At 56.9% G+C, this 22,744-nt stretch carries 24 protein-coding genes, 1 pseudogene and 1 riboswitch; of the genes and pseudogenes, 7 read left to right on the plus strand and 18 right to left on the minus strand.

Translation table 11 applies throughout. The features are described 5' to 3' along the window. The 4 genes from ACK1VC_RS04655 to ACK1VC_RS04670 form a co-directional block, all read right to left on the minus strand. A partial coding sequence (locus tag ACK1VC_RS04655; RefSeq protein ID WP_449117878.1) for a transposase occupies positions 1-172 on the minus strand: 172 nt, incomplete at its 3' end. A 310-nt stretch (positions 173-482) separates the two neighbouring features. Beyond that, on the minus strand, positions 483-797 hold the full coding sequence (locus ACK1VC_RS04660; RefSeq protein ID WP_449117861.1) for a hypothetical protein: 315 nt from the start codon (positions 795-797) through the stop codon (positions 483-485). Further along, on the minus strand, positions 760-2,532 hold the full coding sequence (locus tag ACK1VC_RS04665) for a hypothetical protein (RefSeq protein ID WP_449117862.1): 1,773 nt from the start codon (positions 2,530-2,532) through the stop codon (positions 760-762). The genes ACK1VC_RS04660 and ACK1VC_RS04665 overlap by 38 nt, the downstream gene beginning before the upstream one ends. 369 nt (positions 2,533-2,901) lie before the next feature. Then, positions 2,902-3,708 carry a hypothetical protein gene (locus ACK1VC_RS04670; RefSeq protein ID WP_232858835.1) on the minus strand — a complete coding sequence of 269 codons (807 nt, stop codon included), beginning with the start codon at positions 3,706-3,708 and terminating at the stop codon, positions 2,902-2,904. Positions 3,709-4,078: 370 nt separating this feature from the next. On the opposite strand from ACK1VC_RS04670, the gene ACK1VC_RS04675 reads away from it, so the two are divergent. Beyond that, complete coding sequence (locus tag ACK1VC_RS04675) at positions 4,079-4,528, plus strand: antitoxin Xre/MbcA/ParS toxin-binding domain-containing protein (protein WP_449117863.1); 450 nt, start codon at positions 4,079-4,081, stop codon at positions 4,526-4,528. Between the two features lie 154 nt (positions 4,529-4,682). Beyond that, on the plus strand, positions 4,683-5,729 hold the full coding sequence (locus ACK1VC_RS04680) for a hypothetical protein (RefSeq protein ID WP_232858831.1): 1,047 nt from the start codon (positions 4,683-4,685) through the stop codon (positions 5,727-5,729). Between the two features lie 10 nt (positions 5,730-5,739). Here ACK1VC_RS04680 and ACK1VC_RS04685 read toward each other — a convergent pair whose 3' ends face one another. From ACK1VC_RS04685 to ACK1VC_RS04700, 4 genes are read right to left on the minus strand one after another with little or no spacing between them, the layout of a single operon-like run. Next, a complete protein-coding gene (locus ACK1VC_RS04685; protein ID WP_449117864.1) occupies positions 5,740-7,074 on the minus strand; it encodes a hypothetical protein in 1,335 nt (444 codons plus the stop codon). Then, positions 7,061-8,041, minus strand: coding sequence for an AAA family ATPase (locus ACK1VC_RS04690; protein WP_232858827.1), 981 nt, complete (start codon positions 8,039-8,041; stop codon positions 7,061-7,063). Before ACK1VC_RS04690 ends, ACK1VC_RS04685 begins: the two co-directional genes overlap by 14 nt. Continuing rightward, positions 8,034-9,920, minus strand: a complete 1,887-nt coding sequence (locus ACK1VC_RS04695; protein ID WP_232896172.1) for a Mu transposase C-terminal domain-containing protein — start codon at positions 9,918-9,920, stop codon at positions 8,034-8,036. Before ACK1VC_RS04695 ends, ACK1VC_RS04690 begins: the two co-directional genes overlap by 8 nt. Then, positions 9,917-10,567, minus strand: a complete 651-nt coding sequence (locus ACK1VC_RS04700; RefSeq protein WP_232858426.1) for a hypothetical protein — start codon at positions 10,565-10,567, stop codon at positions 9,917-9,919. The genes ACK1VC_RS04695 and ACK1VC_RS04700 overlap by 4 nt, the downstream gene beginning before the upstream one ends. Positions 10,568-11,144: 577 nt before the next feature. On the opposite strand from ACK1VC_RS04700, the gene ACK1VC_RS04705 reads away from it, so the two are divergent. Then, on the plus strand, positions 11,145-11,603 hold the full coding sequence (locus ACK1VC_RS04705) for a 2Fe-2S iron-sulfur cluster-binding protein (protein ID WP_449117865.1): 459 nt from the start codon (positions 11,145-11,147) through the stop codon (positions 11,601-11,603). 117 nt (positions 11,604-11,720) lie between these two features. Here ACK1VC_RS04705 and ACK1VC_RS04710 read toward each other — a convergent pair whose 3' ends face one another. The 5 genes from ACK1VC_RS04710 to ACK1VC_RS04730 form a co-directional block, all read right to left on the minus strand. Beyond that, complete coding sequence (locus ACK1VC_RS04710; RefSeq protein ID WP_016487196.1) at positions 11,721-11,972, minus strand: hypothetical protein; 252 nt, start codon at positions 11,970-11,972, stop codon at positions 11,721-11,723. Positions 11,973-12,062: 90 nt separating this feature from the next. Further along, complete coding sequence (locus tag ACK1VC_RS04715; RefSeq protein WP_197884213.1) at positions 12,063-12,422, minus strand: alpha/beta fold hydrolase; 360 nt, start codon at positions 12,420-12,422, stop codon at positions 12,063-12,065. Positions 12,423-12,441: 19 nt separating this feature from the next. Continuing rightward, the gene (locus ACK1VC_RS04720) at positions 12,442-12,759 is read right to left on the minus strand and encodes an alpha/beta fold hydrolase (RefSeq protein WP_197708363.1); all 318 of its coding nucleotides are present in this window, start codon (positions 12,757-12,759) and stop codon (positions 12,442-12,444) included. 143 nt (positions 12,760-12,902) lie between these two features. After that, the gene (locus tag ACK1VC_RS04725) at positions 12,903-13,262 is read right to left on the minus strand and encodes a hypothetical protein (protein WP_016487197.1); all 360 of its coding nucleotides are present in this window, start codon (positions 13,260-13,262) and stop codon (positions 12,903-12,905) included. 10 nt (positions 13,263-13,272) lie between these two features. Further along, the gene (locus tag ACK1VC_RS04730; protein WP_016487198.1) at positions 13,273-13,458 is read right to left on the minus strand and encodes a hypothetical protein; all 186 of its coding nucleotides are present in this window, start codon (positions 13,456-13,458) and stop codon (positions 13,273-13,275) included. A 25-nt stretch (positions 13,459-13,483) separates the two neighbouring features. Here ACK1VC_RS04730 and ACK1VC_RS04735 point away from each other — a divergent pair. From ACK1VC_RS04735 to ACK1VC_RS04750, 4 genes and pseudogenes are all read left to right on the plus strand, one after another. Next, positions 13,484-14,014 (plus strand): annotated as a pseudogene (locus tag ACK1VC_RS04735) (alpha/beta hydrolase family protein); the annotation flags it as partial. Positions 14,015-14,464: 450 nt separating this feature from the next. Beyond that, entirely contained in the window at positions 14,465-15,070 is a 606-nt protein-coding gene (locus ACK1VC_RS04740) for a helix-turn-helix transcriptional regulator (protein WP_016487200.1), read from the plus strand. Positions 15,071-15,174: 104 nt separating this feature from the next. Then, positions 15,175-16,176: a threonine/serine dehydratase gene (locus ACK1VC_RS04745; protein ID WP_060517808.1), complete on the plus strand. Its 1,002-nt coding sequence runs from the start codon at positions 15,175-15,177 to the stop codon at positions 16,174-16,176. Then, on the plus strand, positions 16,173-17,120 hold the full coding sequence (locus tag ACK1VC_RS04750) for an ornithine cyclodeaminase family protein (protein ID WP_191086603.1): 948 nt from the start codon (positions 16,173-16,175) through the stop codon (positions 17,118-17,120). The genes ACK1VC_RS04745 and ACK1VC_RS04750 overlap by 4 nt, the downstream gene beginning before the upstream one ends. A gap of 13 nt (positions 17,121-17,133) precedes the next feature. Here the strand turns inward: ACK1VC_RS04750 and codA are convergent, their stop codons facing one another. From codA to ACK1VC_RS04775, 5 genes are all read right to left on the minus strand, one after another. Then, positions 17,134-18,375 (minus strand): cytosine deaminase, encoded by a 1,242-nt coding sequence (codA, locus tag ACK1VC_RS04755; RefSeq protein WP_449117866.1) that lies wholly within the window; start codon positions 18,373-18,375, stop codon positions 17,134-17,136. A gap of 4 nt (positions 18,376-18,379) precedes the next feature. Beyond that, a complete protein-coding gene (locus tag ACK1VC_RS04760) occupies positions 18,380-19,597 on the minus strand; it encodes a PucR family transcriptional regulator (protein WP_191086605.1) in 1,218 nt (405 codons plus the stop codon). Further along, positions 19,594-20,859 (minus strand): cytosine permease, encoded by a 1,266-nt coding sequence (gene codB / locus ACK1VC_RS04765; protein ID WP_023047406.1) that lies wholly within the window; start codon positions 20,857-20,859, stop codon positions 19,594-19,596. The genes ACK1VC_RS04760 and codB overlap by 4 nt, the downstream gene beginning before the upstream one ends. A gap of 360 nt (positions 20,860-21,219) precedes the next feature. Then, positions 21,220-21,885, minus strand: a complete 666-nt coding sequence (gene tenA, locus ACK1VC_RS04770; protein ID WP_033734335.1) for a thiaminase II — start codon at positions 21,883-21,885, stop codon at positions 21,220-21,222. Then, positions 21,882-22,529, minus strand: a complete 648-nt coding sequence (locus ACK1VC_RS04775) for a TenA family protein (RefSeq protein ID WP_016487207.1) — start codon at positions 22,527-22,529, stop codon at positions 21,882-21,884. Before ACK1VC_RS04775 ends, tenA begins: the two co-directional genes overlap by 4 nt. A 78-nt stretch (positions 22,530-22,607) precedes the next feature. Further along, positions 22,608-22,722: riboswitch (TPP riboswitch) on the minus strand. Positions 22,723-22,744: the final 22 nt, after the last annotated feature.

The following is a 22,744-nucleotide window of genomic DNA, read 5'->3' on the forward strand; positions in this document are numbered from 1 at the left end:
CTGGCAAAGAGGTTGCTGCGGGCGGGTCTCGATAGAGCGGCAGCCATTTGCGGATGACGTTGGCGTTGATGCCGTGACTGATGGCGACACTGGACACGGTTGCGCCAGGTTGCAGGCATTCCTGAACAACCTGGGCTTTGAATGGTTTCGGATAAGAGCTTCGTTGGCGCATGGAAATCCTGGCGATAAGGGTGATCGCGTCCGCTTAAAAATACGCGGACACCATCGCCCTTAATGCTGGAGTTCGGAAGGTGAGTTCGCCGGACGCTTACAATTACCCTGCCCCGCGCGCTTGCAGGTCAGGCCGGAGCCATCATCATCGCTGCTCTGCTGACACTGGTCGGCACGGCTTTATGTGCTCTGCCCGATTCCGCTTATCTGCTGGCGAAAACCGTCAATGCTTGCCTTGAAACGAGCTGGCAGTCCATCGTTCGGGGGGATTAAAAGCAGGTGCAGGTCCTACTGGCTGGAGTTCGTGGGCGTCAACCCTCCAACACCATCGCGGTAAATGCGTAGGGCGTCTGCCAGGACTCCAGCATACGCCCAACAACCACACAGCGTGCCTTCCCCGATGCGGCCAAGGCTTCTTGAGCGAAGGCCTGCGCGTCTTCACGGCAACTACTGCTGCGAGCTTTCGGGTAAATATAGAAGCCCACCACATTATCGCTGTAGGGCGCAGACAGGATCGCGAGTCCACGTGGCTGCTCTGGATCATCGGGGTTGTTCGCCACCGCCTGAGCCAACGAAAAGAGCTCGTCGTCAAAGTTCTCCCCGGCATGATAGGCAATATCGAGCAATGCCAGGCAGACCGTGGTCCACCCTTGCCCCCCCCCCCCGGTGCTGTGCCTGCTGCACTACCCGACGCACTGACTCGGGTAACTGCAGTGCTGGTTTGGGAAGACTCACCCCGGCATCTTGACTAGTGTAATAACGGTCGATGGGCCTAGACATGCCGGAAATTGCAAACGCGGTGCCCGGACGGCTGACAGCCCCCGCCCCAAAAGCAGTTTGCAAGTAGAAGCCAAGGTAATCCAGTTCGTCACCCAACAACTCAGCGGATCGTTGAATAGGGCCGCGATTTGCCAGATAGTGGAGGATGTACGCCGGCTCCTCCAAAATATCGATCACACAGCCCAGGTCGGTGAGGTTCAAGGTCGGAGCCAAGGTTAGCGATGCCGGCAACCATCCAGCGTTCTCCACTTCCGCCTCGCAACTTGCGAGAATAGAAAAGTCGTCCAGAGTCGCCGACAGCCGGATCACATGATCGATGGCCTTTGCGTCGATCTCCAGTGGGTTGAGGATGGATTGGCTCACCGCATCGCCTTCACGCGCCGCGACGATCACCTGCGCCAGACGCTCAGATTGCACAGCGGGCTCAACCAGCAATTCCTGAACATGGCGTTTGACGCGTTCTGGTGCCCCGCGCAAACCCTGTGCGCTCAGCGCAGCAGATTTCGCTTCGACAATCAGAACGGTACGGTCAAGCACCAGCAAGACATCCGTCTCATAACGATCTGCGCCGATAGCCCATTTGACCCCAGCTTGCAGCCGGGCAGTAGGAAACGCGTTGCGCAGCAGTGCGCAGACTTGCGCTTCCAGATATTCGGCACAAGTCCGAGCCATTTTCTTTTTTACCGTCGGCGCCTGATCATCCAGCAGTGCACGCATGACCCCGTGAATGTGGCTGAATACGAGATGCGGCATGGGCAGCAAATACTCTTTCCCGGTATTGATGCACGGTGCCGACCAGATGGGGTTGCCCATAAAAAAGTGCGGGATGTTGCCGGCACTTAAGCTTCCAGGCGTAAGTGACAGCTGGTCCAATACCCGCAGCACCATGTCTTTATCACGCCCTGAAACCAGCGCGATACGCTCTGGGTCAGCCACCAACAGCCGGACCAGTTGCCGATCAGCGTGTGACCACAAATCCGTGGCCACTTGTTCGCGACTGACAGAGTCGGGTAAATGCTGCAAAAACTCCTCTGGATCGCCCTCCGCAAAATCGTCCTTGCGATAAAACGCGTGCACCATATCGTCCAGGGTTTCGCAACGGAATACAGCGAAAAGGCGCTGGAAACGTGCAGAGCTGCGCTGCTCGACATCTACCAGTGCGGCTTTCGCAATGTCGATCAGGTCAGTCGGTCCAAAGCCGTAAGTCGCCCTCATCTCACTATCGAGTGCACCGTAGAGCTCGCGCGATATCTGCAGAACCGCCCCATGGTACCCCCAGTTCCGAACAAACTGGGTGTGTCCGCGCACGCGCTCCTGCAGCAACAGTAACGCGCGCTCTCCAACCGTACTCTCTTGAGTCAGCGTGGTGTTCCGCGCATGGTAGAAGGCGTCTGACAGTGCACTCAGGTCGTCAATCAGTTGCTCGATCTCGCGAGACTCGGCAGGTCGGCGCCCCCATTGATCAAGAGGTAAGGTCAAGATCAGCGCCTGCAAGAGTTCAACATGAGGTTGTGTGATGCCTTTCAGCAAGCCTCCGGAACTTACACCGTGATCGTCAACCGGTGCCTGCAAACCGTTCATAACGAGAACCGCTAGTAGGTGTGGGGGATAACAGCATTGCAGTATTGCATGTACTCGATCGCACAGGATTGGCAGTATTCGTTGGCTCTCACGGCCTTAAGCGATCAATTTCGCACGCAAGGCTTCAGGATCCATTGAGCTATAGGGGTGAACGGTCCACTCCCCACCAGGCAATCCCGGCATATCACGCATTACTTTTTTTCCTTTTCTAAAGCCGACTTCCAATGAGCGGAGGGCGCTCGCTCGACCTTGTGTTGGTGCCGTCCTAGGAGCACTTTTAACCTGCGGATGCTCCGCGCGGGGTAGCGCATTTATCTGAAGACCCAAACGTTACAACGGGTACGCCGTCGGCTCCCTGCTCTAGCAAAGCTACCAGTTTCTCCGGAAAGGTATCTTCGATTCTGCCACAGCGACCGTAAATCCTGCTTCGCGCAAGACCAGCTCAATCAAGTCCCGAAACCAAGGACTGGCAGCAGGAGAGATCAATACCGATTGGATCATCTGCTTGGCATTAACCGCGACCTTACTACCCGCCTCGGCGCGTGAGGTGCGGGGATCCACAGTGCGGGATGGGTACATGATAATCCGCAGTTCCTTTTCAAACTCGTAGTAGCGGCTTTTCTGAAAAAACACCTGCTTAGGGTCATCGCTGCCAACATAATCGTTCTGGTAGTCAAGGTAGCTGACGACGCCTGCATGAAGGTCCATAGAATCAGGGTAACGCATGGCGCTGACGACAGCTCCTAGCGTCGACTGCACACACACCGCTGCCGTGCCCGCGCCGTAAATTTTCCACATGGCCATACTCTCCGCGTCGCCAGCATCCGTGAGCCAACAGCTGACATCCACCCAATGCGAAACCGCCTCGAAGATAGCCGAATGGCTTGTAAAATCCGCTGCCCGCACCGGTCCCAAGACAGTGTTTACCATCCGCTTATTAAATCGGGTGCGGGCGCGCTCAGCCGCAGCTTTCTTATCTAGGGGCGACTGGTCCGATCCCACCACCGCTGCCGGCCACAATTCATTAACCACGTGCTCAAGCATCTCAGCCATACCACCACCCATGAAGCTATCCATGTCCGTGGGCATACCTTCGAGCAGATCCTCATAGGAACTGGCCTTGGCAAAAAACAGGTATTGTTGATGAATCAACGAGAGAAATTTGGCTAGGTCCATGTAGCGGTAAATTCTTGTGTTTGGGCTAAGCTCGGGGGACGCTGTATACGCCATGACAGCTCCTTGAATGATTAACAGTGGCCTGTCCATACTAGCTGACTGGCTTCGCCAGTGGCGCACCACTCGTGTGCCCAGGACAACTCCAACCGAGCTACGCAACCACTATGCTCCCAGACCGATCGTTGTACAGTGACACGAACGCCAGTTCAGTGGTAATCCAAGGAAGCTGATGCGTAGCGGCGATGCGAGGTTCGCCTTCAGAGACCTCAGGAGGTCTTGGTGGGTGGTTAACAACATCCCGGATTTAGCTTAGGAGTGGGCCAGACCGACAGCGTAAGATGCTCGCTCAAGTGCCAACGGAGAACCCAGTATGATCGTGTCTCGCACGAGCGGTATACACAGGGCAACGGAGTACTTGATCCATGCAGACATCGATCAACTCAGTCCGGTTCTCCTCTACCGTCAGATCAACGCCGGCTTCACCTTGTTCGACGTACAGACGATGTTAACGGAGATCGCACCTCACTCCGCCGGTTCAGTATTACGATTCATACTAGGGAAATCTGTCACTGCGAGACTGCGCTTAGGCCGCCAACCTGAACGCCTGACGGCTCAGCAGAGTGCAGTGGCCTTCATGTACGCCAGGGTATTCGAGCTAGCCTTCATTGCGTTTGGCTCGCACCATTTGGCGGAACAATGGCTAGGGCAACCCTGCCGCGCTCTTGATGGAGATGTGCCACTCTATGTGGTGGACAACCCGTGTACGTTTCGGCTTGTTGAAGCGTATTTGCAACGGATCGAGTTCGGCATCTATCAATAGCTCTGAGTTCAAGCACTGGCCAGGCTGATCTTCCCTGTTCAGAATGCCGCTTGCGTTATCCTAGGTATTTAACGCGGCAGAATGGGTTCATCTGCACAAGCAGGTTTTAAATCGCGAGCTCCTCTCAACTGAAAGGTCTCTCAAGGATGCCAGCATGACACTCGTGACTCGAGGGCAAGTTCGTCAGGCTATGGAGGCGTTATCCGCCCAAGGCCGGGTGCCAACCCCAACATCTATCTCCGACTACTTAGGCGGCAAATATTCTGTTGCTTCCATCCAGGCCCGCTTAACAGCATTGGCTAAGGAAGCGAGTCAGCCAGTTGCGAGGCCATCCCCTCCCCCAGTACCGGTACGCCGTGCAGACGTGAGCGAAGAGAATCTGATCGAGCGACTACGCTTGGTGGAGTTTGCGTTGTATCGCTTAAAGGAAGCGTTTAACAGCGAACACAGGGAGAACGAGAAACTGCGAGAGCGCCTCGCGGATTGCCACGATGATCTGTATTACGCAGAGATGATTATTCGCATACAGCAATCTGAATTCGAGGCCTTGGAGGCTAACTACCAACGTTTGCAGGAAACGGCGTCTATCAACGAGGCTCAACGCCGGGAGCTTTATCTTCTAAGAGCAGTCTTGGCTGATCTTGTTGGCAAAAGATTGGCGTATGAAGGGCTAAGAATTCGACCGACCGTTCTCTTGTGGCCCGAGCGTTATCCGCTAACCCCCGAAAACCCGAACATCGAGCACCCGGTAGTGGTCACCGCGTTGCATCGTGTCAGGCAGTATGAGGAGTCATTGGAGCGTGAGTATAGTGATAAACAAACGCATACGGCACTACTGGAAGAGTGTGAGGATCTCAAGCTGAAATTGCGCGCTCAAGAATATATTTCAGCAGGAACTCAGGTCGACCTCGAAACATGCCGTCAGCGATTGTTTGCTCTCACGCAGAAGAAACCTCGAAGACGCACGCGCCAACCTGGTAGTAGTGCGATTGAGAAGATCGATTCCGGATATACTTTTCCTGCCGACCCACCAGAGACGAAGCCTTGGTGCGGATTCTGGAGACTCTGCAACTGCCGCGATGGAGTATGCGAGCGGGGCTTGCGTCACTTGGCACCTGCAATCGATCCACGCGAGCAGCCACCTTTGGAGCACCCTCAAACTAACGATGATCAGCCTCACGACGGTGACCCAACCTCATGAGAGCACCAAGCTACCGGGGGCACTCATCGTAGAGCAGTTCATTCAGAAAACGCTGTTGGCGCAGCAGTCTGTAAGAGCGCCGGTCGTTTTCATAAATCAACTCGAGTGGCCATATCGGTCGATCTTTTGCCATGACATATTTCAAAATATAGGCGTGCTCCACATCGGATGACCATTTTGCGGTTTCCCCGCAACGACTTAGTCTGTCCAGCACATGTGAGGCAAAGCTATGTGCGGTATACCATGCGCGTGCTGATCGCGGCCAGCGCCGTGCATCCTCGGCCTCAGCGTGACGTAAGAGCCAAGCAGTCACTGCTCCTTCTAGACGATCAGGCGCCTGTGCTGGTGTATGGGCATCTTCAGAAATTACCAAGCTTTCATAGAACAACTGATAGATACGCTTTTTTTCTGCGTTTTGCCGGGGAACAACTAAGTCATCAAAGCGTAAGCGAAGATGCCAGCTTTTACGCACGTGCCGAAGGATAGATTTAAGGCATTGTACCAGTTCACGCACCTCATACTCGCCGACCTCCTGCCGCTCATCTTTGCTCCCCCGCAGCGTTCGCACCTGGACGAAGCCATTTTCCAAAGACCAATTGACCTCGCTAGCACACCGCTCCAGTAGTGGCGGTTGTTCTTGCCATAGGTAGTCATGCCATGTCGCTTTCGGATGCGTCAGCAAAAATCCGGGACAGTCGATGTTTCGAGCGAAAGAGCCTTCGGTTGTTGCTTGATTATGAGCGTATTGCTGAAGCACTGACTGACGGTTCGGAGTGAGCAGATCAAAAAAGCTTTGCCGCACCCCTGCTCCTGCCCAGGGGACTTTGCAAGCAGGGCAGCAAAACGGCTGCAGAAACAGTCCCGCGCCCCAAGCGTATTCCGCATGATGACCGCATGCAGAACATCGGCTGAGCAGCACTGCTCGGTGAAACGGGCAGTGCAGCAGTTGTTCTCGCTGAAAAAATATAAAGTGGCGACGAGCACCCATGCAGACTGGACAAAACCGTAAATACGGAGCGAACCCTTCACCCTGATTAATAGGCGCAGCCCGTAGGAACATACTCTCAAGTACCTTCCAACTGATGCCCAATCTTTCGGTTGCGAACCGCAAATTCACCAAACTGAGGGTTTCGAGCCCCACGATCCTGCCTTGGCGAGAATTGCGGCGGTGCCTAGACTTGAATGCACGCTCAATCGCATCTCCCGGCACTCCGATCGCCAGCGCGAACCGTGATAGCACGGTGTAAAACGACTCATGGGGCCAACACTTAACACTGGTACAAGCTCCGCCACCCCAGAGCGGGATCTTGTCATTGTTACCACCATTCGCTTCAATGTTGGCCATAAAGGGTCACGTCGGCCATTGTTAGATAATCGTAGAAAAACACCTCGGACAGCAATTGCTCTACAAGTGTTTTCGAAAGTTCAAAGTTGTCATCGTCGGATTCGTAATATTCAGATAACAGGATTTCCACGATACCCGTCAGATGTTTCATCGGTATTCGGCATTCAGTGAACCTACCTTGACTTTCGGTGGCAGTGCTAAACGCTTGCCAAATGACAGTGGCGCAGCTCTCAAGTCTGAACCCCTTTGAGTAAGCCCGTGGAAAGAAAAAACGAGTCGCGGGCCAGTCGCTATCGCTTTCGATTAAAGTGTCATACCCCTGCAAAACATAGGCGACCTCGTCGATGCTGCGCAGGCCCATAAATTCGACGATAGTATTCATCAGCCGCGTAACCACCACTCCGTTACCCCGCTCAAGGTATTGTTTGCGGAAGGTCACCAATTCGCGCTGCCCAACCAATACTGAAATTAGTCGCACATTGCTTTCTTCTAGTAAGTTGTAAACCTCACAAAGCCAGGTTAGTTGGAGATCGGTCCACTTTTGAGGCTCATCGACAAACAACAGGTAAACTTGGGGTGAATTGCGCTTGCCCTGCTGCACCATACGTCGAATCGCCTGACGCTTACACTCACCCGCAGTGCCAGTAGCGGAAGCGCCGACCGCATTGCACAGGCCAACATAAAATTCTTTGATGGACACATAATCGTTCTGTTCAGCATCCATTTTGGCCGTTGGGAGATCACGATATCTTGATTTGGCTTCTAACGCCAAATACTCAATCATTTTACTTTTTCCAGCGCGGTACATCCCCCAGAAAACAAGACCGCCACTACGACGCCTAATAGCCCTGTACAGATGCTCCCAAGCATGAGAGATCGGATCACTCGATAAGAGATATTCCCCTTTAACCACAGGATGCCTTTCAACAGGATAAGGCCGAATTAGTGTGGGATCATAGTTATTCATGGCCGCCGTCCTTGGTTATATAGCTCCGCCGCAAGCGTTCTTTGGGGGGATGAGGAGGTGCAGGCGGAGGCGACGCACTAGCAGGCAATACAGCCATGCCGGTATGTTTAAGATTGTAAGTGGCAATATCACGTTGCGCCCAGTTATTGGCTTTCTGAAGCGCTAGCAGCATGTCAGCTAACGAATTTACGCTATAGTCAATTTGACCGTGTTTCACGGCGCTCATCAATCGACTTCGCAACTTCTCGCTATGAGGTGTTGCCCAAGGCCTTGGCGGATAAACCTCACCTAGGTAATCGCCATTACGCGTGTACACTTTCAAATAACTCACATTGTAGGGGTCCCACTGGATAATAACTTCCTCGCCAACAGAATTTTTCAAAGCTGGAAGATTGCGGTAGCGCACGTGCTTAAAGTTTATATAGGCACTTAAGCCTCCATCACTTCGCACCTTAACAAGTTGAGTCTTGTCAGTGAACGCATGCATATCATGGAATCGTTTCGCTAACCGTGTGAAAAAGAGCGCTCGCTCGCGGGCGGTTCGCACAAAAAGGTCCAGCGGTGAATGCGGGGCGATGCTAGTATGCGGTCGGCCATTATAATCTGAGATCACGATATCCAGCGCGTGATGCATCTCCTCCAGAGTCAGCAGGAGTGACAAGTCACCTCCCTTCGGAGCGAGTCTCTTGATTATTTCATCTCTGGAGTGGGAACCTTTACTTCCTACCAAGCAATGCGAGAAATTATCAATAAGAAATCTGAAAAAGCTTTCTACTATTGGCCTTTCGTTCGGTTGATTAGGCGGACCATAGTCCACGACCGAACCGAGCAAGCTCTCCATTTTTCTCCAAACATCGGTCGCATGATGAGACAACGCATTGTCAACTTTGTATATCAGTCCGGTCGCCCACGCCAGCTCCGGCATTTTCTCTGCAGGAAAACCACCTTCCACTTTGTACATTACGCCCGGAATGACCGGCGCAGGCTGCTCATGCGGTGCTACCGAACGGTATACCGCCTTAAGCAAGTCAGTTTGGTCATAGTTGCGACCCAGAGCAAGGCTGTAGCCCAAAACACAGCGCGTATGTGCATCTATCACCAGGATAATCCAAATGCAGTGGATTTCATAACAGAAGCTCAGACCATATTGATCCTGCTCCTGAACAGTTAGGCGCAGATCTAATTGATGACCGTCAATCTGTACCTCCTGGAGCGGAGCATTCGCCCGTATATATATTCGGTCTTCCAGCTGCTTAGCCAAGTTTGCCCGTTGCACGCTTTTCTCTTCGCGAGCACATTGCTTGATGTATTCGGCCAAAGCGCGCTTGGCTTTGCCGCGCCGGTTAAATGGATACTCGGAGGTGAGAACACCCTGTTCACTGCATGCTTTTAAGAAGAGCTCATGGTACGAAGATAAACGCTTCTCACCTCCTGCGGCGCGCGACTTATATTGCTTAACCCAAGGCTTAATCTTGATTATCAATTTAGGGTGTTTCATGAGCAACTGGCGAAACACCCCTGCATCTCCGCTTGTTGCTGGATCAGGTGACGCGCCATCAACCACGGCTGTTCTACTATAACCCTCTAAACGATAGTTTATTAGTGCAGCCCTATAGCCTACCAGCTCACCATCCGAATCGATTAAAATCGCTCGACTTATCATCGCAAATAGAGATGATGAAGACACCTTGTATTTCTCTACTACCTCACTCACCGTAGCGCCATCCAAAAGATAGGCCTGTAAAGCCTTCAGTCGCGGCTCAACACGATTCCGTTTTGCCTCCGCCAACGCTTCTACATTAAGGGCTGGCCACTGACTAACATCGATACTTTCCTTCATTAACTCAAACTTGGAAAATCTTTTCTTGGCATCACTCATCTTTTCACCGACTTCGCCATTCGGAGCACAGAAGATTTTTGTATTAGCTCATCATTAAGACCACTTATGGTAAAGTAACCCTTGCGCACCAACTCAAAAGCATATGCAAGGGCCTCTTGATCTACATAATTCGGATCCTGATCCAAGTCGCCAACAGTCACTTCACAACCCTCAATCGAGCGAGCAAACTGCTTGAGATTTCTAGATAAAAGCTTATCGCGCGCGCTCACCAGCACCGATAACATGCTCATCCTATTCCAGAAGAGGGTATCATTTTGCGGGGACTTCTCCGACACTATCGGAGAGAGCCTTACATTGAAAGACTTTGCGTATTTCTCGAGTGCTTTCAGTGATTCGATGCGGGCTGGATTAGGAATATACATAAAGCAATCGTGCTCTACATATCTCACGTAGTATCCGATGTATATCGCCCCGCTATCATGGTCGAACCAGCGGTTGATGGCTTCAAAACTTACAACAGCTGGATCAAACTCAAGCATTGTCCAGGCCAATAATTGCTCACGGTGAAAAAGTTTCATCGGAGCATTATTCGTTATGCTAAATACGCGGTACAGATGGCCGCCCTTCGGACGTTCTGCTCCGCGGAGCGCGGGATATGGAAACGATGAAATGGGCACGTCAGACATTGCAGTCACCCGACTGCTGATCACTGTCGAGCCACATCGTAGAGCCCAGAAGGAAGTGGTCGATGGAAGACTGATGACGTCTAAACCGGCGGCACCAGTAGGCGAGGCCCAATGCCAGCACCCGATCCATCTGCTTTCGGACAGTAACCTTCGTCGCCATTGTGAGAACGACTACGGTCACAGCATAAGAAACTAACAATTCGGACAACAACATACCTACTCTCCAAAATGAGCTCTATGGAAAGTAAGGTCGTCCTATTCCTCTTAGCGGGGGCCGCCTCACAAGCAACGATCACAGGCTAGATGATCTAGGCGATGAAGGAAATAGCTATTAGCTTTAAAAAATGTTTGCTTGCGGCGATTTGTTATAAACGCCTTTTTACTCTGCAACTTGATTTTGGGAAAATTCAGAAAAAACAGTTACTTAAAGAAATTCGCGGGAAATCCCCAAGATTCAGGTCGACGACCTTTTCTCCAGATTTTGGTAGCAAACGACTTTTTCTCCAAAAAATAGTGTTTTCCATAAAATGGAAAAAATGCAATAATATGCATTTTAATTATAGTTAAATGAATCTTTATGAGTAGACCTGATAGCGAAGCGAGGATTAAGCGCGGAAATAGGAAAATCCAAGAATTGAATTCTCCAAGAATTACATCATTGCGGGCCCTCAACCAAATGTTGCGTGCAGTCGCGGCGCGTCATCGACCGGCTGCTCGAGGCAGAACGCACAACCGACAATTGCGCCCGCTCGCAAGAACAATTGATGCACAACGCGCCGCAGTACGTTTGGCCCACAGCGGCATGACTCTGCAGGTGCCAGCTGATCGCAGCGTCTCTGAAGTGCTGGAGGACGCCGGAGTGTGCGTGCCCCTTGCCTGTGAACAGGGTATCTGCGGCACCTGTTTTACCGGCGAGATAGATGGCGAGCCGGAACACCTTGAGAGTTTCCTGACTGCACAAGAGCGTGCACGCAACGATCAGTTCACGCCCTGCTGCTCTCGCTCGCGCAGCGCCTGCCTGGTGCTCGACCGTTGACCAATAGCGCCCTCTGCCATGAGCCTACACCGGCTTAGCAGGGGGCGCCTTTGTGAAGGCTTGTCAGGAAAACCGGTAGTGCGCTCCAAATGGGAAATACGTGATGGGTTTACACAGCTACCCGGCGATCTCCAGGTCTACCTGACCGAGGCGCTCACTGAACAGCCAATGGCCTTTGACCAGACGCAGTTTATCCCTGAAGGTGCCAATCAGATGGGGCGGGGATGCCATTGGGGCCTCCCCTTGCGCTGCCGATGCATAAGCCAGGTTCTCGTAGTCCCCCGCATCGTTAAGTAATGCAAAACGTTTGATCAGGCGAGTGCAGGCATGCTCAATCCGCATCTCATTCATCAATTCGGCTTCGTTCATCCCAACTCTCTCAAGGGCGATATCGCCCTAAACAATATCGTTCGTTCGGACAGTAACCTGCCCCGAAGCACTTCGAAGCTAGTCTTGAAGCTAGTCTTGTAGCCAAACCCGCAAGGCCGCATTGACAGCCTCCGGTGCCTCAAAAGGGGCCATGTGGCCGCAGCGTTCAAAAATCACCAACCGCGCATGAGGTACTTGCTGGGCCATCACCTGATGCTGCGCAAGCGAACTCCAGGCATCCTCTCGACCCACCCCGATCAACACTGGACATTGAATCGTGCGCAAATGCTCGCCAGCATCCGGTGGCTCCAGCAACGCCTTGATCTGGCCTGACAGCGTATCGAAACTCATGCGTTCGACCATCGCCAGCAATGGGCTCATGATGCCCGGGTCATCGACATGCGCCGGGTGCAGCATCGGCGCGAGCCAGCGTTGCGCCACTGCCGCCATGCCATGCTCGCGAGCCAGGTCAATCAGCACCTGCCGTGACTTCGCTTCCCCCCTCGCGGGCCGGGTGAGTCCCCGTATCGAGCAACGCCAGGCGGTCGACCCGATGCGGCGCCAACCGATGGACCTCCAGCGCTACCCGCGCGCCCATGGAATGGCCAGCCAGCGCGAACCTGTCCGGCGCGTCATTCAGTACCCGCTGCGCCATCGCCGTAATACTGTGGTAACCCTTGAAGTCGAGGGCATGTACATCCGCCCGCTCTTGCAGCGCGTCGATCTGGGCACGCCAGACAACCTCGTCACACAACAGCCCGGATAACAAATACAGACTTTGCTTCATTTTCGGTTTCCCAATCAGAGGGCAATAAGCATCTCATTTGCCAGGCAGCGCCCATGGTGCGTCTTCGCCTTTCGAAGCCGCGGGCATCTCAATAATCAGCGGAGTGTTCGCTTTCCTGTTTCGCGGTCAGTCCGATACCGGGATCAGCGCATATCGGGAACGCGACGGGTGTTGAGAAAGTCCTCATAGGACTCGCCACGCATGATCGCGTAAACCTGCATATTGCTCATCTTGGCAACCCGGGCGAACTTTTCGACGACGAAAAAGTTTGCACCATACGGGACCAACCCCAGCCAGTCACGACGGCGTACCAAGTCTTTCTCACACGCGTCGAGACCGGCCTCAGTCATCAGGCTCTCGGCGTCCTGCAGATAACGCGCTCGCCACTCTGTGCCGATCATTTTCCAAAAGAAGCGATTCAACTTGAACGCCTTGTTGCTGACCCGAAGATCAAACACATAGGTGCCACCAATCTCTTCCATGCCAACGACCTGTGGATTCATGTGATAGCTCCTAGTTGTCTTTAGCTGAAGGTTCCAGCGTTTCATAGAGCACCGCGGTCATGGCCGTGGTCGTTGCGAGATAGTAGTTCTGATGCACTTTACGAAGGGGCCCCTCAGCGGCACCTCGCATCGCCAGCCACATGATCTGTTCAACGCTTTCGGCCCCACCCAGTCGCACATATTCGGCATGCGTCATACGTGTCAGAACCTGCGGATCGTGCTCAAGCGTGGTGGACTGGCTGGAAACCCGCGCGGATGTCGATGCCAATCGTATCGGCATGGAAGGCGTTTCGTTGGGCGGGTACTACTGCCCGCGCGCCGTCGCCTTCGAGCCACGTTTCGCCTGTGGTGTGTCGTGGGGCGCCAACCACGACTGGCGCGACGTGCAGAAGCGTCGCCTGGAAAAAGAGGGCGACTTCCCGGTACCGCACTATTGGGCGCATGTGCGCTGGGTCTGGGGCGCCAAGGACATGGACGAATTCATGACCATCGCCGAGAATGTCCATCTAGATGGCGTGCTGGACCGAATCAAGGTGCCTTTCCTGGTCACCCACGGCGAGAAGGACTCACAGATTCCGCTCAAGTGGGCGCACCGTACTTATGAGCAACTGGTAAACAGTCCCAAGCGTGAGCTGAAAATCTTCACGGAGCGCGAAGGCGGCGTGCAGCACGCGAGCTTCGACAACAGCATGAATGCCGGCCAATACATTGCAGACTGGGTCGCTGAGACCCTCGGCGGCCGAGTAGCCTGAATGTCTCGGTAACGAGGTCGATCACGCCAACGGCAGGCACGTCAGCCTGCCGTTTTCAATACAGCATTCAGTTACTCCCGCTTGCCACCCAATCAAACGCAGCATCGTTGCTATGCCAGTCACTGCTCCAAGCTCCCTTCTCGCATTCCCAGTCGCAGAGAGCATATGGAAAAATTGCATCACCGCTATGCACTATCAAGGCGCAACTTCAGAAATTTAGTGTCTGAGACCTTCCTGGCGGCCTACCCCCCCTTCTGGATGAAAACTGAATCTTTGAAACGTTAAGCGCCAAAATTCCAAGCTGTTGTTTTTATTGAAAGTTTATGCCAACTGCTTTCAGACTTTCAGTTTCGAGGGCTTTGTCACCGTACGCACGCTGCAGGAGCGCCACCTTGTGCCGGTTACGCTTTGCCGCCACCATGGGCGTCCAGCACTGATCACCGACAAAAAATGACCCTGGAAAACTACAAAGCAATCGCCGACAGCATCGCCCTGCTGCTGTATCCGCACGCTGAAGTCATCGTCCATGAGCTGCGCAGCCAGACCGTCGTGCACATCGCCAACAACTTCTCCCAACGCAAGCTGGGCGATGATTCGGCGATTGATCACGAACTGGGCGATTTGCTTGAGGGCGCCAACCTGGGCCCCTACGAGAAGCTGAACTGGAACGGCCAGAAGGTCCGCTCCATCAGCACCGTGCTACGCAACGCACAAGGCGAAGCCGAGCACCTGATGTGCATCAATCTGAACGTGTCGGTATTGGAGCAAGCCCGCGTGGCGCTCGATGCGTTCTTCCAGATGAGCCGGCTGGTACCGCAACCTGACGCGTTGTTCCGCAACGACTGGCAGGAACGTATCAACACCTTCCTGCATGCGTGGCTACAAGCGCGCAACCTTTCGCTACAGACACTGCAGATGAAAGACAAGCGCAGCCTGGTGCAGGCGCTGCATGCCGAAGGCGCATTCGAGGGGCGAAGTGGGGCTGACTATGTGGCCAACGTGCTGAGCATGGGCCGGGCCACCGTTTACAAGTACCTGAAAGAACTCAAGACCTAGCGGCGCGCTGCCACCGGCAAGAAGCTGCAAGTGGCTGCGCTCAGGGACTTGTCTATCGTGGATAATTATTCTACCGTGGACAGATATTCCATAAGGAGCGCAGCATGCCAGCCTCTACTGCTTCACCGACTGCCGCCAATGCCGTTGACCTCGATGCACTGTACACGTCCATTGAGGAAGCCCACAGCGCACTGCGCCCCGCCGTCAGCATCACACCCCTCAGTCACAGCGCGCGGTTGTCGGCACTGACCGGCTGCGAAGTCCTGCTCAAATGCGAGCACCTGCAACACACCGGCTCGTTCAAGTTCCGCGGCGCCAGCAACAAGATCCGCCTGCTGCCGGTTGATGTGCGCAAGCATGGGGTTATCGCTGCCTCGTCCGGCAACCATGGGCAGGCGCTCGCACTAGCCGGCAAAACGGCAGGTGTGCCAGTGACTGTGTACACCGCCACTTCGGCTTCGCCATACAAAATCGAGGCGATGCGCACCCTGGGCGCCGAAGTGCTTTGCCTGCCTACGGACCCACTGGGTGCAGAGCTGGAAGCCGCCAGGCAAGCCGAGGCTCAGGGTGTACCGTTCGTGTCGCCCTACAACGACCTGCAAGTCATTGCCGGTCAAGGCACCATCGGCATGGAATTGTTCGAGCAGGCACCAGACCTGGACGCAGTGTTCGTCGCCGTAGGCGGTGGCGGGATGATTGCCGGCATCGGTGCCGCCCTGCGCAGGCTCAACCCAGGCACCGAGATCATTGGCTGCTGGCCGGCCAATGACCCTGCCCTGGCGCAGTCCATCAAGGCCGGTGAAATTGTCGAGGTCGACGCCCTGGAAACGCTGTCGGACGGCACTGCTGGCGGCGTCGAGCCGGGCGCCATCACCTTGCCGCTGTGCCAGGCGCTGGTCACCGATACCGTGCTGGTCAGCGAGGACGAAATCCGCGCCGCCATGCGCGATATCGCCAGCAGTGAACGCTGGATCATCGAAGGTGCTGCAGCCGTCGCGGTTGCCGGCATGCAAAAGCTCGCCGAGCGCTACCAGGGCAAGCGTGTCGCCGTGATCCTGTGCGGCCGTAACATCCTGCTGGAAAAGTTCCTGGAGGCCGTTCGATGAAGGTTTTCAGCAAGGCGCAGATCGTCGCCAGCTTCAACCCGGAGCTGGCGGTAAGCAGGCTGGAGGAAGGCTTTATCGCCTACTCCGAAGGCACGGTACAGGTGCCGCCCGTGCAGGCCTTTGCATTTAAGGGGGCGAACGGTGACTGCTGTGTGAAATCGGCCTATATCGAGGGCAGCCCGACCTTCACGGTCAAGCTTTCAACCGGTTTTTATGACAACCCTGCCAAAGGCCTGCCGAGCAACGATGGCCTGATGCTGGTGCTGTCTGCGCTCACTGGGCAACCGCTGGCGCTGCTGCAGGACCAAGGCTGGCTGACCGGCATGCGCACCGCCCTGGCCGGGCGTATTGCTGCCAGGCTGCTGGCGCCGGACCAGGTCAAGGCCATTGGCATCCTCGGTACCGGCATGCAGGCGCAGATGCAGCTTGAACAGCTGCGCGCCGTTACCGATTGCCGCCAGGTCGTTGTCTGGGGCCGTCATGAAAGCGGGCTTGCGGCCTGTGCGACATTTGCCCGTGAACTGGGCTTCGAGGTTCGCAGCACGCAGGATGCGGCAGAAGTTGCGGGCGCTGCAAACCTGATTGTCTGCACCACCCCTTCCCGCCAGCCGCTGTTACACAGCGAGTGGGTCCAGCCGGGCACGCATATCACTGCCGTCGGCGCCGATGCACCTGGCAAGCAGGAACTGGACCCGGCACTGGTGGCCAAGGCGGACCGTATCATCGTCGACTCGGTCGCCCAGTGTAGCCAGTACGGCGAAGTGGCCCACGCGCTCGACAGTGGCCGGATAAAGGCGAACCAGCTGATCGAACTGGGGGCACTGCTGGCCGGGCGTGCCAAGGGGCGCGAGCATGACGGCCAGATCACCCTGGCAGACCTGACCGGCGTGGCAGTGCAGGACACGCAAGTCGCAAGCTGCGCCCTCGCTGCATTGGGCACCTGAAGCAACAGCGAAGTCAGAGCAGACGCTGCACCTGGGCCGGCGTACGCTGCATCAGCACCTTGCCATTGCGTACCGACACCAGGGCATGTCCCTGGGTGCGCACCATTTCGTAGTCGTCAGGCGCCGACAGCAGCAACAGGTTCGCCGGCCGCCCCACTTCGATGCCGTAGCGCTCGCCCAGGTTCAAGGTGCGGGCGCTGTTATCGGTGATCAGGTCAAGGCAACGCTGAAGGTCTTCGTAACCAAGCATGTGGCAGATGTGCAGGCCGGCCTCAAGAATGCGCAGGATGTTGCCGTTGCCCAGCGGGTACCACGGGTCGACGATGGAGTCCTGGCCAAAGGACACGTTCATGCCGGCACGGTCAAGTTCGGCAACACGGGTGACACCCCGGCGCTTGGGGTAGTTGTCAAAGCGTCCCTGCAGGTGAATGCTTTCGGTCGGGCACGACACGAAGTTGATACCCGACAACTTGAGCAGGCGGAACAGCTTGTAGCAGTAGGCATTGTCATACGAGCCCATGGCCACGGTATGGCTGGCCGTCACCCGGGCCCCTATGCCGCGCACCCGGGCCTCTTCGGCCAGCACTTCGAGGAAGCGTGACTGCGGATCGTCGGTCTCATCGCAGTGCACGTCCACCAGGCAACCGGTGCGCTCGGCCAGGTCCATCAAAAACTTCACCGACGTCACGCCCTGGTCGCGGGTGTTCTCGAAATGGGGAATGCCGCCGACCACATCGGCGCCAATCGCCACTGCTTCGGTCATCAGCGCCCGGCCGTTGGCGTAGGACTCGATGCCTTCCTGCGGGAAGGCGACAATCTGCAAGTCGACCAGCTCGCGTACTTCGTCACGCACCTCGACCATGGCCTTGAGTGCGGTAAGTTGCGGGTCGGTGACATCGACATGGGTGCGCACATGCTGGATACCGTGGTCCACCAGCATGCCGATGGTTTTTTTCGCACGGGTCTTGATGTCATCGTGGGTGGTGAGCTCCTTGCGCTCGGCCCAGCACTCGATGCCTTCGAACAGGGTGCCGCTCATGTTCCACCTGGGTTCGCCGGCCGTTAGGGTCGCGTCCAGGTGGATGTGCGGCTCGACAAAAGGCGCCACCACCAGATTTTGCCCAGCGTCCAGGTCATCGCCAGCGCCAGGTGCTTGCACCCCGCCCTGGGGCGTGATGGCGGCAATGCGCTCGCCGTTCAGTTCGATGCGGAACAGGCCAGGCTTGCCGCGCAGGCGTGCGTTGAGGATGTTCATGCTGTTACTCCTTGCCGTGGGCTTCGCTCATGCGCCATACCAGCATGGCGACCGAAGCATTCATGCGAAAAAGCGGGTCGTCGATGGACTGCCCGCTCAGTTGTTCGATGCGCTGGATGCGCTGATTAATGGTGTTGCGGTGCAGCCCCAGGCGCTGCGCGGCCTTGAGCCCGTTGCCGTTCTCCATGAGCAAGGCGTCGAGGGTGTGCACCAGGGCGTTGGCCTGCTTGCGCCCAGGGGCGATCAACGGGCCGAGCGTACGGCTGACGAAGTCGTCGATCAGCGAGCGGTCGACGATGCCTTGCAGCAGGCGCAGCACCCCCAGTTCGCTGAAGTTGCAATAGCCGTTGGCCGGGCGCAAGTGCTGCGCTACGTCCAAGGCCTGGCGCGCCTCATTGAGGGCCTGACGGTAGTGCGCACAGTCGTCGGCGAGGCTCGACAAGCCCATGTGCAGGCTCAGTTCACCCGTCACTGCCTGCAACTGCCGATAAAGCCCAGCCAAGGTCTCGGGCAAGTCGTGCGCATCGGCCAGCAGTACCACGAACAGATCACCCGGCAGCTGTGCCATCACGCTCCCTGCCCGTTGGCGGCACCAGGCTTGCAGCTGATCTTCCAATGCCTGGCGGGTAGCTTGCCAGGTCCGCTCGCCGCGGCTCAGCCCGTGGCGCTCGAACAAACCATCCACGCCCGCCAGGCGCAAAGCCAGCAAGCGCCGCGGCTCATCCAGTGTCAGTTGCAGATGCGTTGCCCGTTGCCGGGCAATGGCCAGGCTCGGGTAGTCGCCAGTCAGCAGCTGGCCGAGGATATCGTGACGCGAGCGACGTACCTGGCTCATCTGCACCAAGGCCGTGCCGATCAGGTGGGTGACCACGACCATCTTCAGCGCATAGGGCTGCTCGATCAGCGGCAGGCCAAGTTGTTCGGCACGCGCGATGACAGCCGCAGGGACGCACTGGATAAAGCTGCCGCCAGTGAGGATGACCATGCCGGCGATGCCCACTGCGGCACCATCTTCCACCAGGCTGAGGAGGTTGGCCTCGCCGCGCGGGTGGTTGATGCCAGTGACGAACACCAGCTCACCGCCCATTACCCATTCGGCGATACCTTCGTTTTCCGCCACATAGGGCCAGCGTACCCGCCGTTGCAGGTTGCGCGCCCCGGCCAGCACGCGCATATCGTGCAGGCCGGGCAAATGCAGAATCTCGTCCAGCGCCAGGCTCACGGCTCGACACCCGCCTGACCCGGAGCCCGGCGGCGTGCGCCAAGTTCGAGGATGACGATGTAGCACAGGGCCGAGGCGCCGATACCCACCAGTGGAGCGACCCACGGCGAGGCGTACGCCAGTACCGCGCCCACGGCATAGGCAAACAGCCCGGTGAGGTTGTAACGTGGCAGGCTTGCCATGCCCAGTGCCGGGTACTTGCCGCGGTGGCGATACCAGAAATCAGCCATGATCACCCCGCCCACCGGTGGAATGATCGAGCCCAGCAGCACCAGGAACGGGATCAGCATTTCGTACATGCCACCCATCGCCAGCACAATGCCAACCCCCGCCGCCACCAGCGTTGCCGTGCGCCGGCGCTCGCTGCGCAACAAATGGCAGGCGGCCGCGGACACGTTGTAGATGGTCGGCCCCTGGATGGTCCACAGGTTCAGGCATAGCATCACCACCGCTGCAAACGACAAACCCTGCAGCATCATTACCTCGACGATATCGGCCTGTTGGTAAACCATCGCGCACCAGGCACCGGCCACCACCATCAGGCCGTTGCCAAGGAGAAATGCCACCACGCTGGCGGTCACCGCCACCCGGCCGCTGCGCGACAGCCGTGTCCAGTTGGTGGCCTGGGTGGCACCACTGGCGAAGGTGCCGAAGACCATGGTCACCGCTGCCGAAAAGGTCATGGTTTCGTGCGGTACCACTGCGGCCAGGCCGGCAAAGCCGCCAACATCGCGGGTGGCAATGTACATCGACACCAGCAGCAGCACGAACATCAATGGCACCGATACTCGCGACAGCACGTCCAGCCCCTTGAAGCCGATGATGGCAGTAATGCTGAAGCCCAGGCCAAACAGCACCATCAACGGTACGCTGAAACCTTCCGCCAGCCCCAACAGTTTGACCAGCACGATGGCCACGGTGGCTGTGCCCCAGGCGTACCAGCCAAGTTCAGCGAAACCCAGCAGAAAGTCCGAAAGCCGACTGCCAGCTTCGCCAAAACAGAAACGCCCCATCAACACGGTGTTCAGCCCGCTGCGCGAGGCGATGAATGCCAACGCAGCGGCATACAAGGCCAGCAGGCTGTTGCCGAGGGCGGCTACCCACAACATGTCGACAAAATTGAAGGCCATGCCCAGCTTGCCGCCGGCGAACATCGTGCCGGTGAAAAAGGTAAAGCTGAACAGGACCATGGCAATCGGCAGCAGGCCTTTGCGGGCAGACTGCGGGGCTTCGCTGAGGGGGAATTCGCTGGGTGAGCTCATTGCACGGGGCTCCGGGTAGTAGTTGGGAGCTGGAAGAGCAATATGCGGGCCGCTTTTTCGAGCCCCGATACCCGTGATCAAATCGGGCAAGCAGCCCAGACATCAATGTGCACTGTGAACAGTAAAGTCGCTTTTATGCGCTGTGAAAGTGTGCCGGACGACTTATTTTGAGGCATTCATGCACCAAAGCGGGCTTGGGCTGGGTAGGATTCACCCAGTCGACCAAGCACTTTTGGGCTGCTGCGCAGCCCATCGCCGGCAAGCCAGGCTTCCACAGGTACGGTACAACCCTTCGAGCATTGCGCGGTCTTTGTGGGAGCCCGGCTTGCCGGCGATGGGGCGCAAAGCGGCCCCGGGGGGCTACGCCACCCCGTCCAGCCCCATCTGCCAGAAGTCCGCCTCCAGGCTGGACGCCTGGCCAAAAATTCCCACCAACTCGGCAAACCGCTGCTCGGTCATGCTCCGCGCCGCCAGCTCATCCAGGTGTTTGCGCGCTGCCGCCGCCACCCCCTGGTAGCCTTCCCCGGCATACTCGCCAATCCACTCGCGGTACGGGTGGTTGCTCAAATCACCAATCTGCTCGGCCAGGGTCCGGCCTATTTCGGCATAGCCAATCACGCAAGGTGCCAGTGCCACGTGCAGCTCCAGCAGGTCGCCGGCAGCGCCGCAGTCCAGCACGTAGCGGGTGTATGCCACCGTGGCCTGGTGTTCTGGCGCGGCCTCAATGTCGGCTTGGGTCAGCCCCCAGCGGGCGCACAGGCGCACGTGCAGTTCGGTTTCATCCAGAATTGCCGCCAACCCGGCCTGCGCGGCGCGGATGTCGTCCGGCCGGCGGCTCTTGTAGGCCGCCAGTGCCCAGGCGCGGGCGAACTGGATCAGGAACAGGTAATCCTGCACCAGGTACGTCCGGAACGCGGCCTCGCTCAGCGTGCCCTCTCCCATCTGCCGCACGAAATCATGGTCTACGTAACAGCGCCACTGTTGCGTGGCTGCGGCCTTGAGGCGATCGAAGATATCCATGCTCATTTGCTCTGCGGGTAGATGGCATCGAAGAAGGCCAGTTCCAACGCAACCGTGCGCTGGTAGAAGTCACTGGCCAGTGCGGCGTGCTGCGGGCCGACACGGTCCAGTTCGGCCTGCAGGAAGGCAACGAAGGCCTGGAATGCCGGGTTGTCGTGCAGGGTGATCCATTCGGCATGGACGAAGTTCTGCGGCATGGGTTTCGGCGCTTTCAGCGCCCAGTCCAGGTACAGGCCTTCGGCAACGTTGAGTACCGCCAGCGCTGCTGCATAGGAGCGGGTGGCTGCCGCTTCGCGCATGATGGCCTTGAACCCTGCAGTCGGCGCCGTATCGGCCGGCTCACTACGTTGCGCCGGGCTTACATCCAGCGCCTCGAAGGCCCGCAGGAAGTAGGTGTTTTCATCGCTGGAAATCATCCCGGCAAAGCGGCCGAAGCGCAGGCGCGCCTCGAATGTATCGGCGGTGGCGATGGCTGCGCCCAGCAGGGTCAGGAAGCTGTCGAGAAAGCGATGGTCCTGCACCAGATAGTCGACCATGATCGGGTCCGGCAGGCTGCCGTCGCACAATTGGGTCACGAAACGGTGGCCAACGGCCGCCGACCAGGTTGGCTCGCTCTGGCGGCGCAGGGACTGGCTGAAACGTTCGGTCATGATGCTGTCCTTGATGAAGGTGACAGCGAGACCTTGGCAGTTGACATGGACGGGCCTCGCAGTGAGGCCGGCAAAAAGGCAGGTTACAAGCCCCATCCCTTCGCCGGCATGATCCGGATCAGGTTCGAAGGGTCACCGCGCTGCAGCGTTCAGCGGTTTCTCAGCCCTTTGCCGGGCTCCCCTTGGTAGCCCACACATATACCGCAGCGCGCCGG

The organism is Pseudomonas sp. XP2, from assembly GCF_053557975.1.

Excerpts from the sequence above, each read along its gene's own strand:
- ACK1VC_RS04665 (WP_449117862.1), bottom strand. The coding sequence starts at position 2,532 with ATGAACGGTTTGCAGGCACCGGTTGACGATCACGGTGTAAGTTCCGGA.
- ACK1VC_RS04670 (WP_232858835.1), bottom strand. The coding sequence starts at position 3,708 with ATGGACCTAGCCAAATTTCTCTCGTTGATTCATCAACAATACCTGTTT.
- ACK1VC_RS04675 (WP_449117863.1), top strand. The coding sequence starts at position 4,079 with ATGATCGTGTCTCGCACGAGCGGTATACACAGGGCAACGGAGTACTTG.
- ACK1VC_RS04680 (WP_232858831.1), top strand. The coding sequence starts at position 4,683 with ATGACACTCGTGACTCGAGGGCAAGTTCGTCAGGCTATGGAGGCGTTA.
- ACK1VC_RS04685 (WP_449117864.1), bottom strand. The coding sequence starts at position 7,074 with ATGGCCAACATTGAAGCGAATGGTGGTAACAATGACAAGATCCCGCTC.
- ACK1VC_RS04690 (WP_232858827.1), bottom strand. The coding sequence starts at position 8,041 with ATGAATAACTATGATCCCACACTAATTCGGCCTTATCCTGTTGAAAGG.
- ACK1VC_RS04695 (WP_232896172.1), bottom strand. The coding sequence starts at position 9,920 with ATGAGTGATGCCAAGAAAAGATTTTCCAAGTTTGAGTTAATGAAGGAA.
- ACK1VC_RS04700 (WP_232858426.1), bottom strand. The coding sequence starts at position 10,567 with ATGTCTGACGTGCCCATTTCATCGTTTCCATATCCCGCGCTCCGCGGA.
- ACK1VC_RS04705 (WP_449117865.1), top strand. The coding sequence starts at position 11,145 with ATGAGTAGACCTGATAGCGAAGCGAGGATTAAGCGCGGAAATAGGAAA.
- ACK1VC_RS04710 (WP_016487196.1), bottom strand. The coding sequence starts at position 11,972 with ATGAACGAAGCCGAATTGATGAATGAGATGCGGATTGAGCATGCCTGC.
- ACK1VC_RS04715 (WP_197884213.1), bottom strand. The coding sequence starts at position 12,422 with ATGGCGGCAGTGGCGCAACGCTGGCTCGCGCCGATGCTGCACCCGGCG.
- ACK1VC_RS04720 (WP_197708363.1), bottom strand. The coding sequence starts at position 12,759 with ATGAAGCAAAGTCTGTATTTGTTATCCGGGCTGTTGTGTGACGAGGTT.
- ACK1VC_RS04725 (WP_016487197.1), bottom strand. The coding sequence starts at position 13,262 with ATGAATCCACAGGTCGTTGGCATGGAAGAGATTGGTGGCACCTATGTG.
- ACK1VC_RS04730 (WP_016487198.1), bottom strand. The coding sequence starts at position 13,458 with ATGACGCATGCCGAATATGTGCGACTGGGTGGGGCCGAAAGCGTTGAA.
- ACK1VC_RS04740 (WP_016487200.1), top strand. The coding sequence starts at position 14,465 with ATGACCCTGGAAAACTACAAAGCAATCGCCGACAGCATCGCCCTGCTG.
- ACK1VC_RS04745 (WP_060517808.1), top strand. The coding sequence starts at position 15,175 with ATGCCAGCCTCTACTGCTTCACCGACTGCCGCCAATGCCGTTGACCTC.
- ACK1VC_RS04750 (WP_191086603.1), top strand. The coding sequence starts at position 16,173 with ATGAAGGTTTTCAGCAAGGCGCAGATCGTCGCCAGCTTCAACCCGGAG.
- codA (WP_449117866.1), bottom strand. The coding sequence starts at position 18,375 with ATGAACATCCTCAACGCACGCCTGCGCGGCAAGCCTGGCCTGTTCCGC.
- codB (WP_023047406.1), bottom strand. The coding sequence starts at position 20,859 with ATGAGCTCACCCAGCGAATTCCCCCTCAGCGAAGCCCCGCAGTCTGCC.
- tenA (WP_033734335.1), bottom strand. The coding sequence starts at position 21,885 with ATGAGCATGGATATCTTCGATCGCCTCAAGGCCGCAGCCACGCAACAG.
- ACK1VC_RS04775 (WP_016487207.1), bottom strand. The coding sequence starts at position 22,529 with ATGACCGAACGTTTCAGCCAGTCCCTGCGCCGCCAGAGCGAGCCAACC.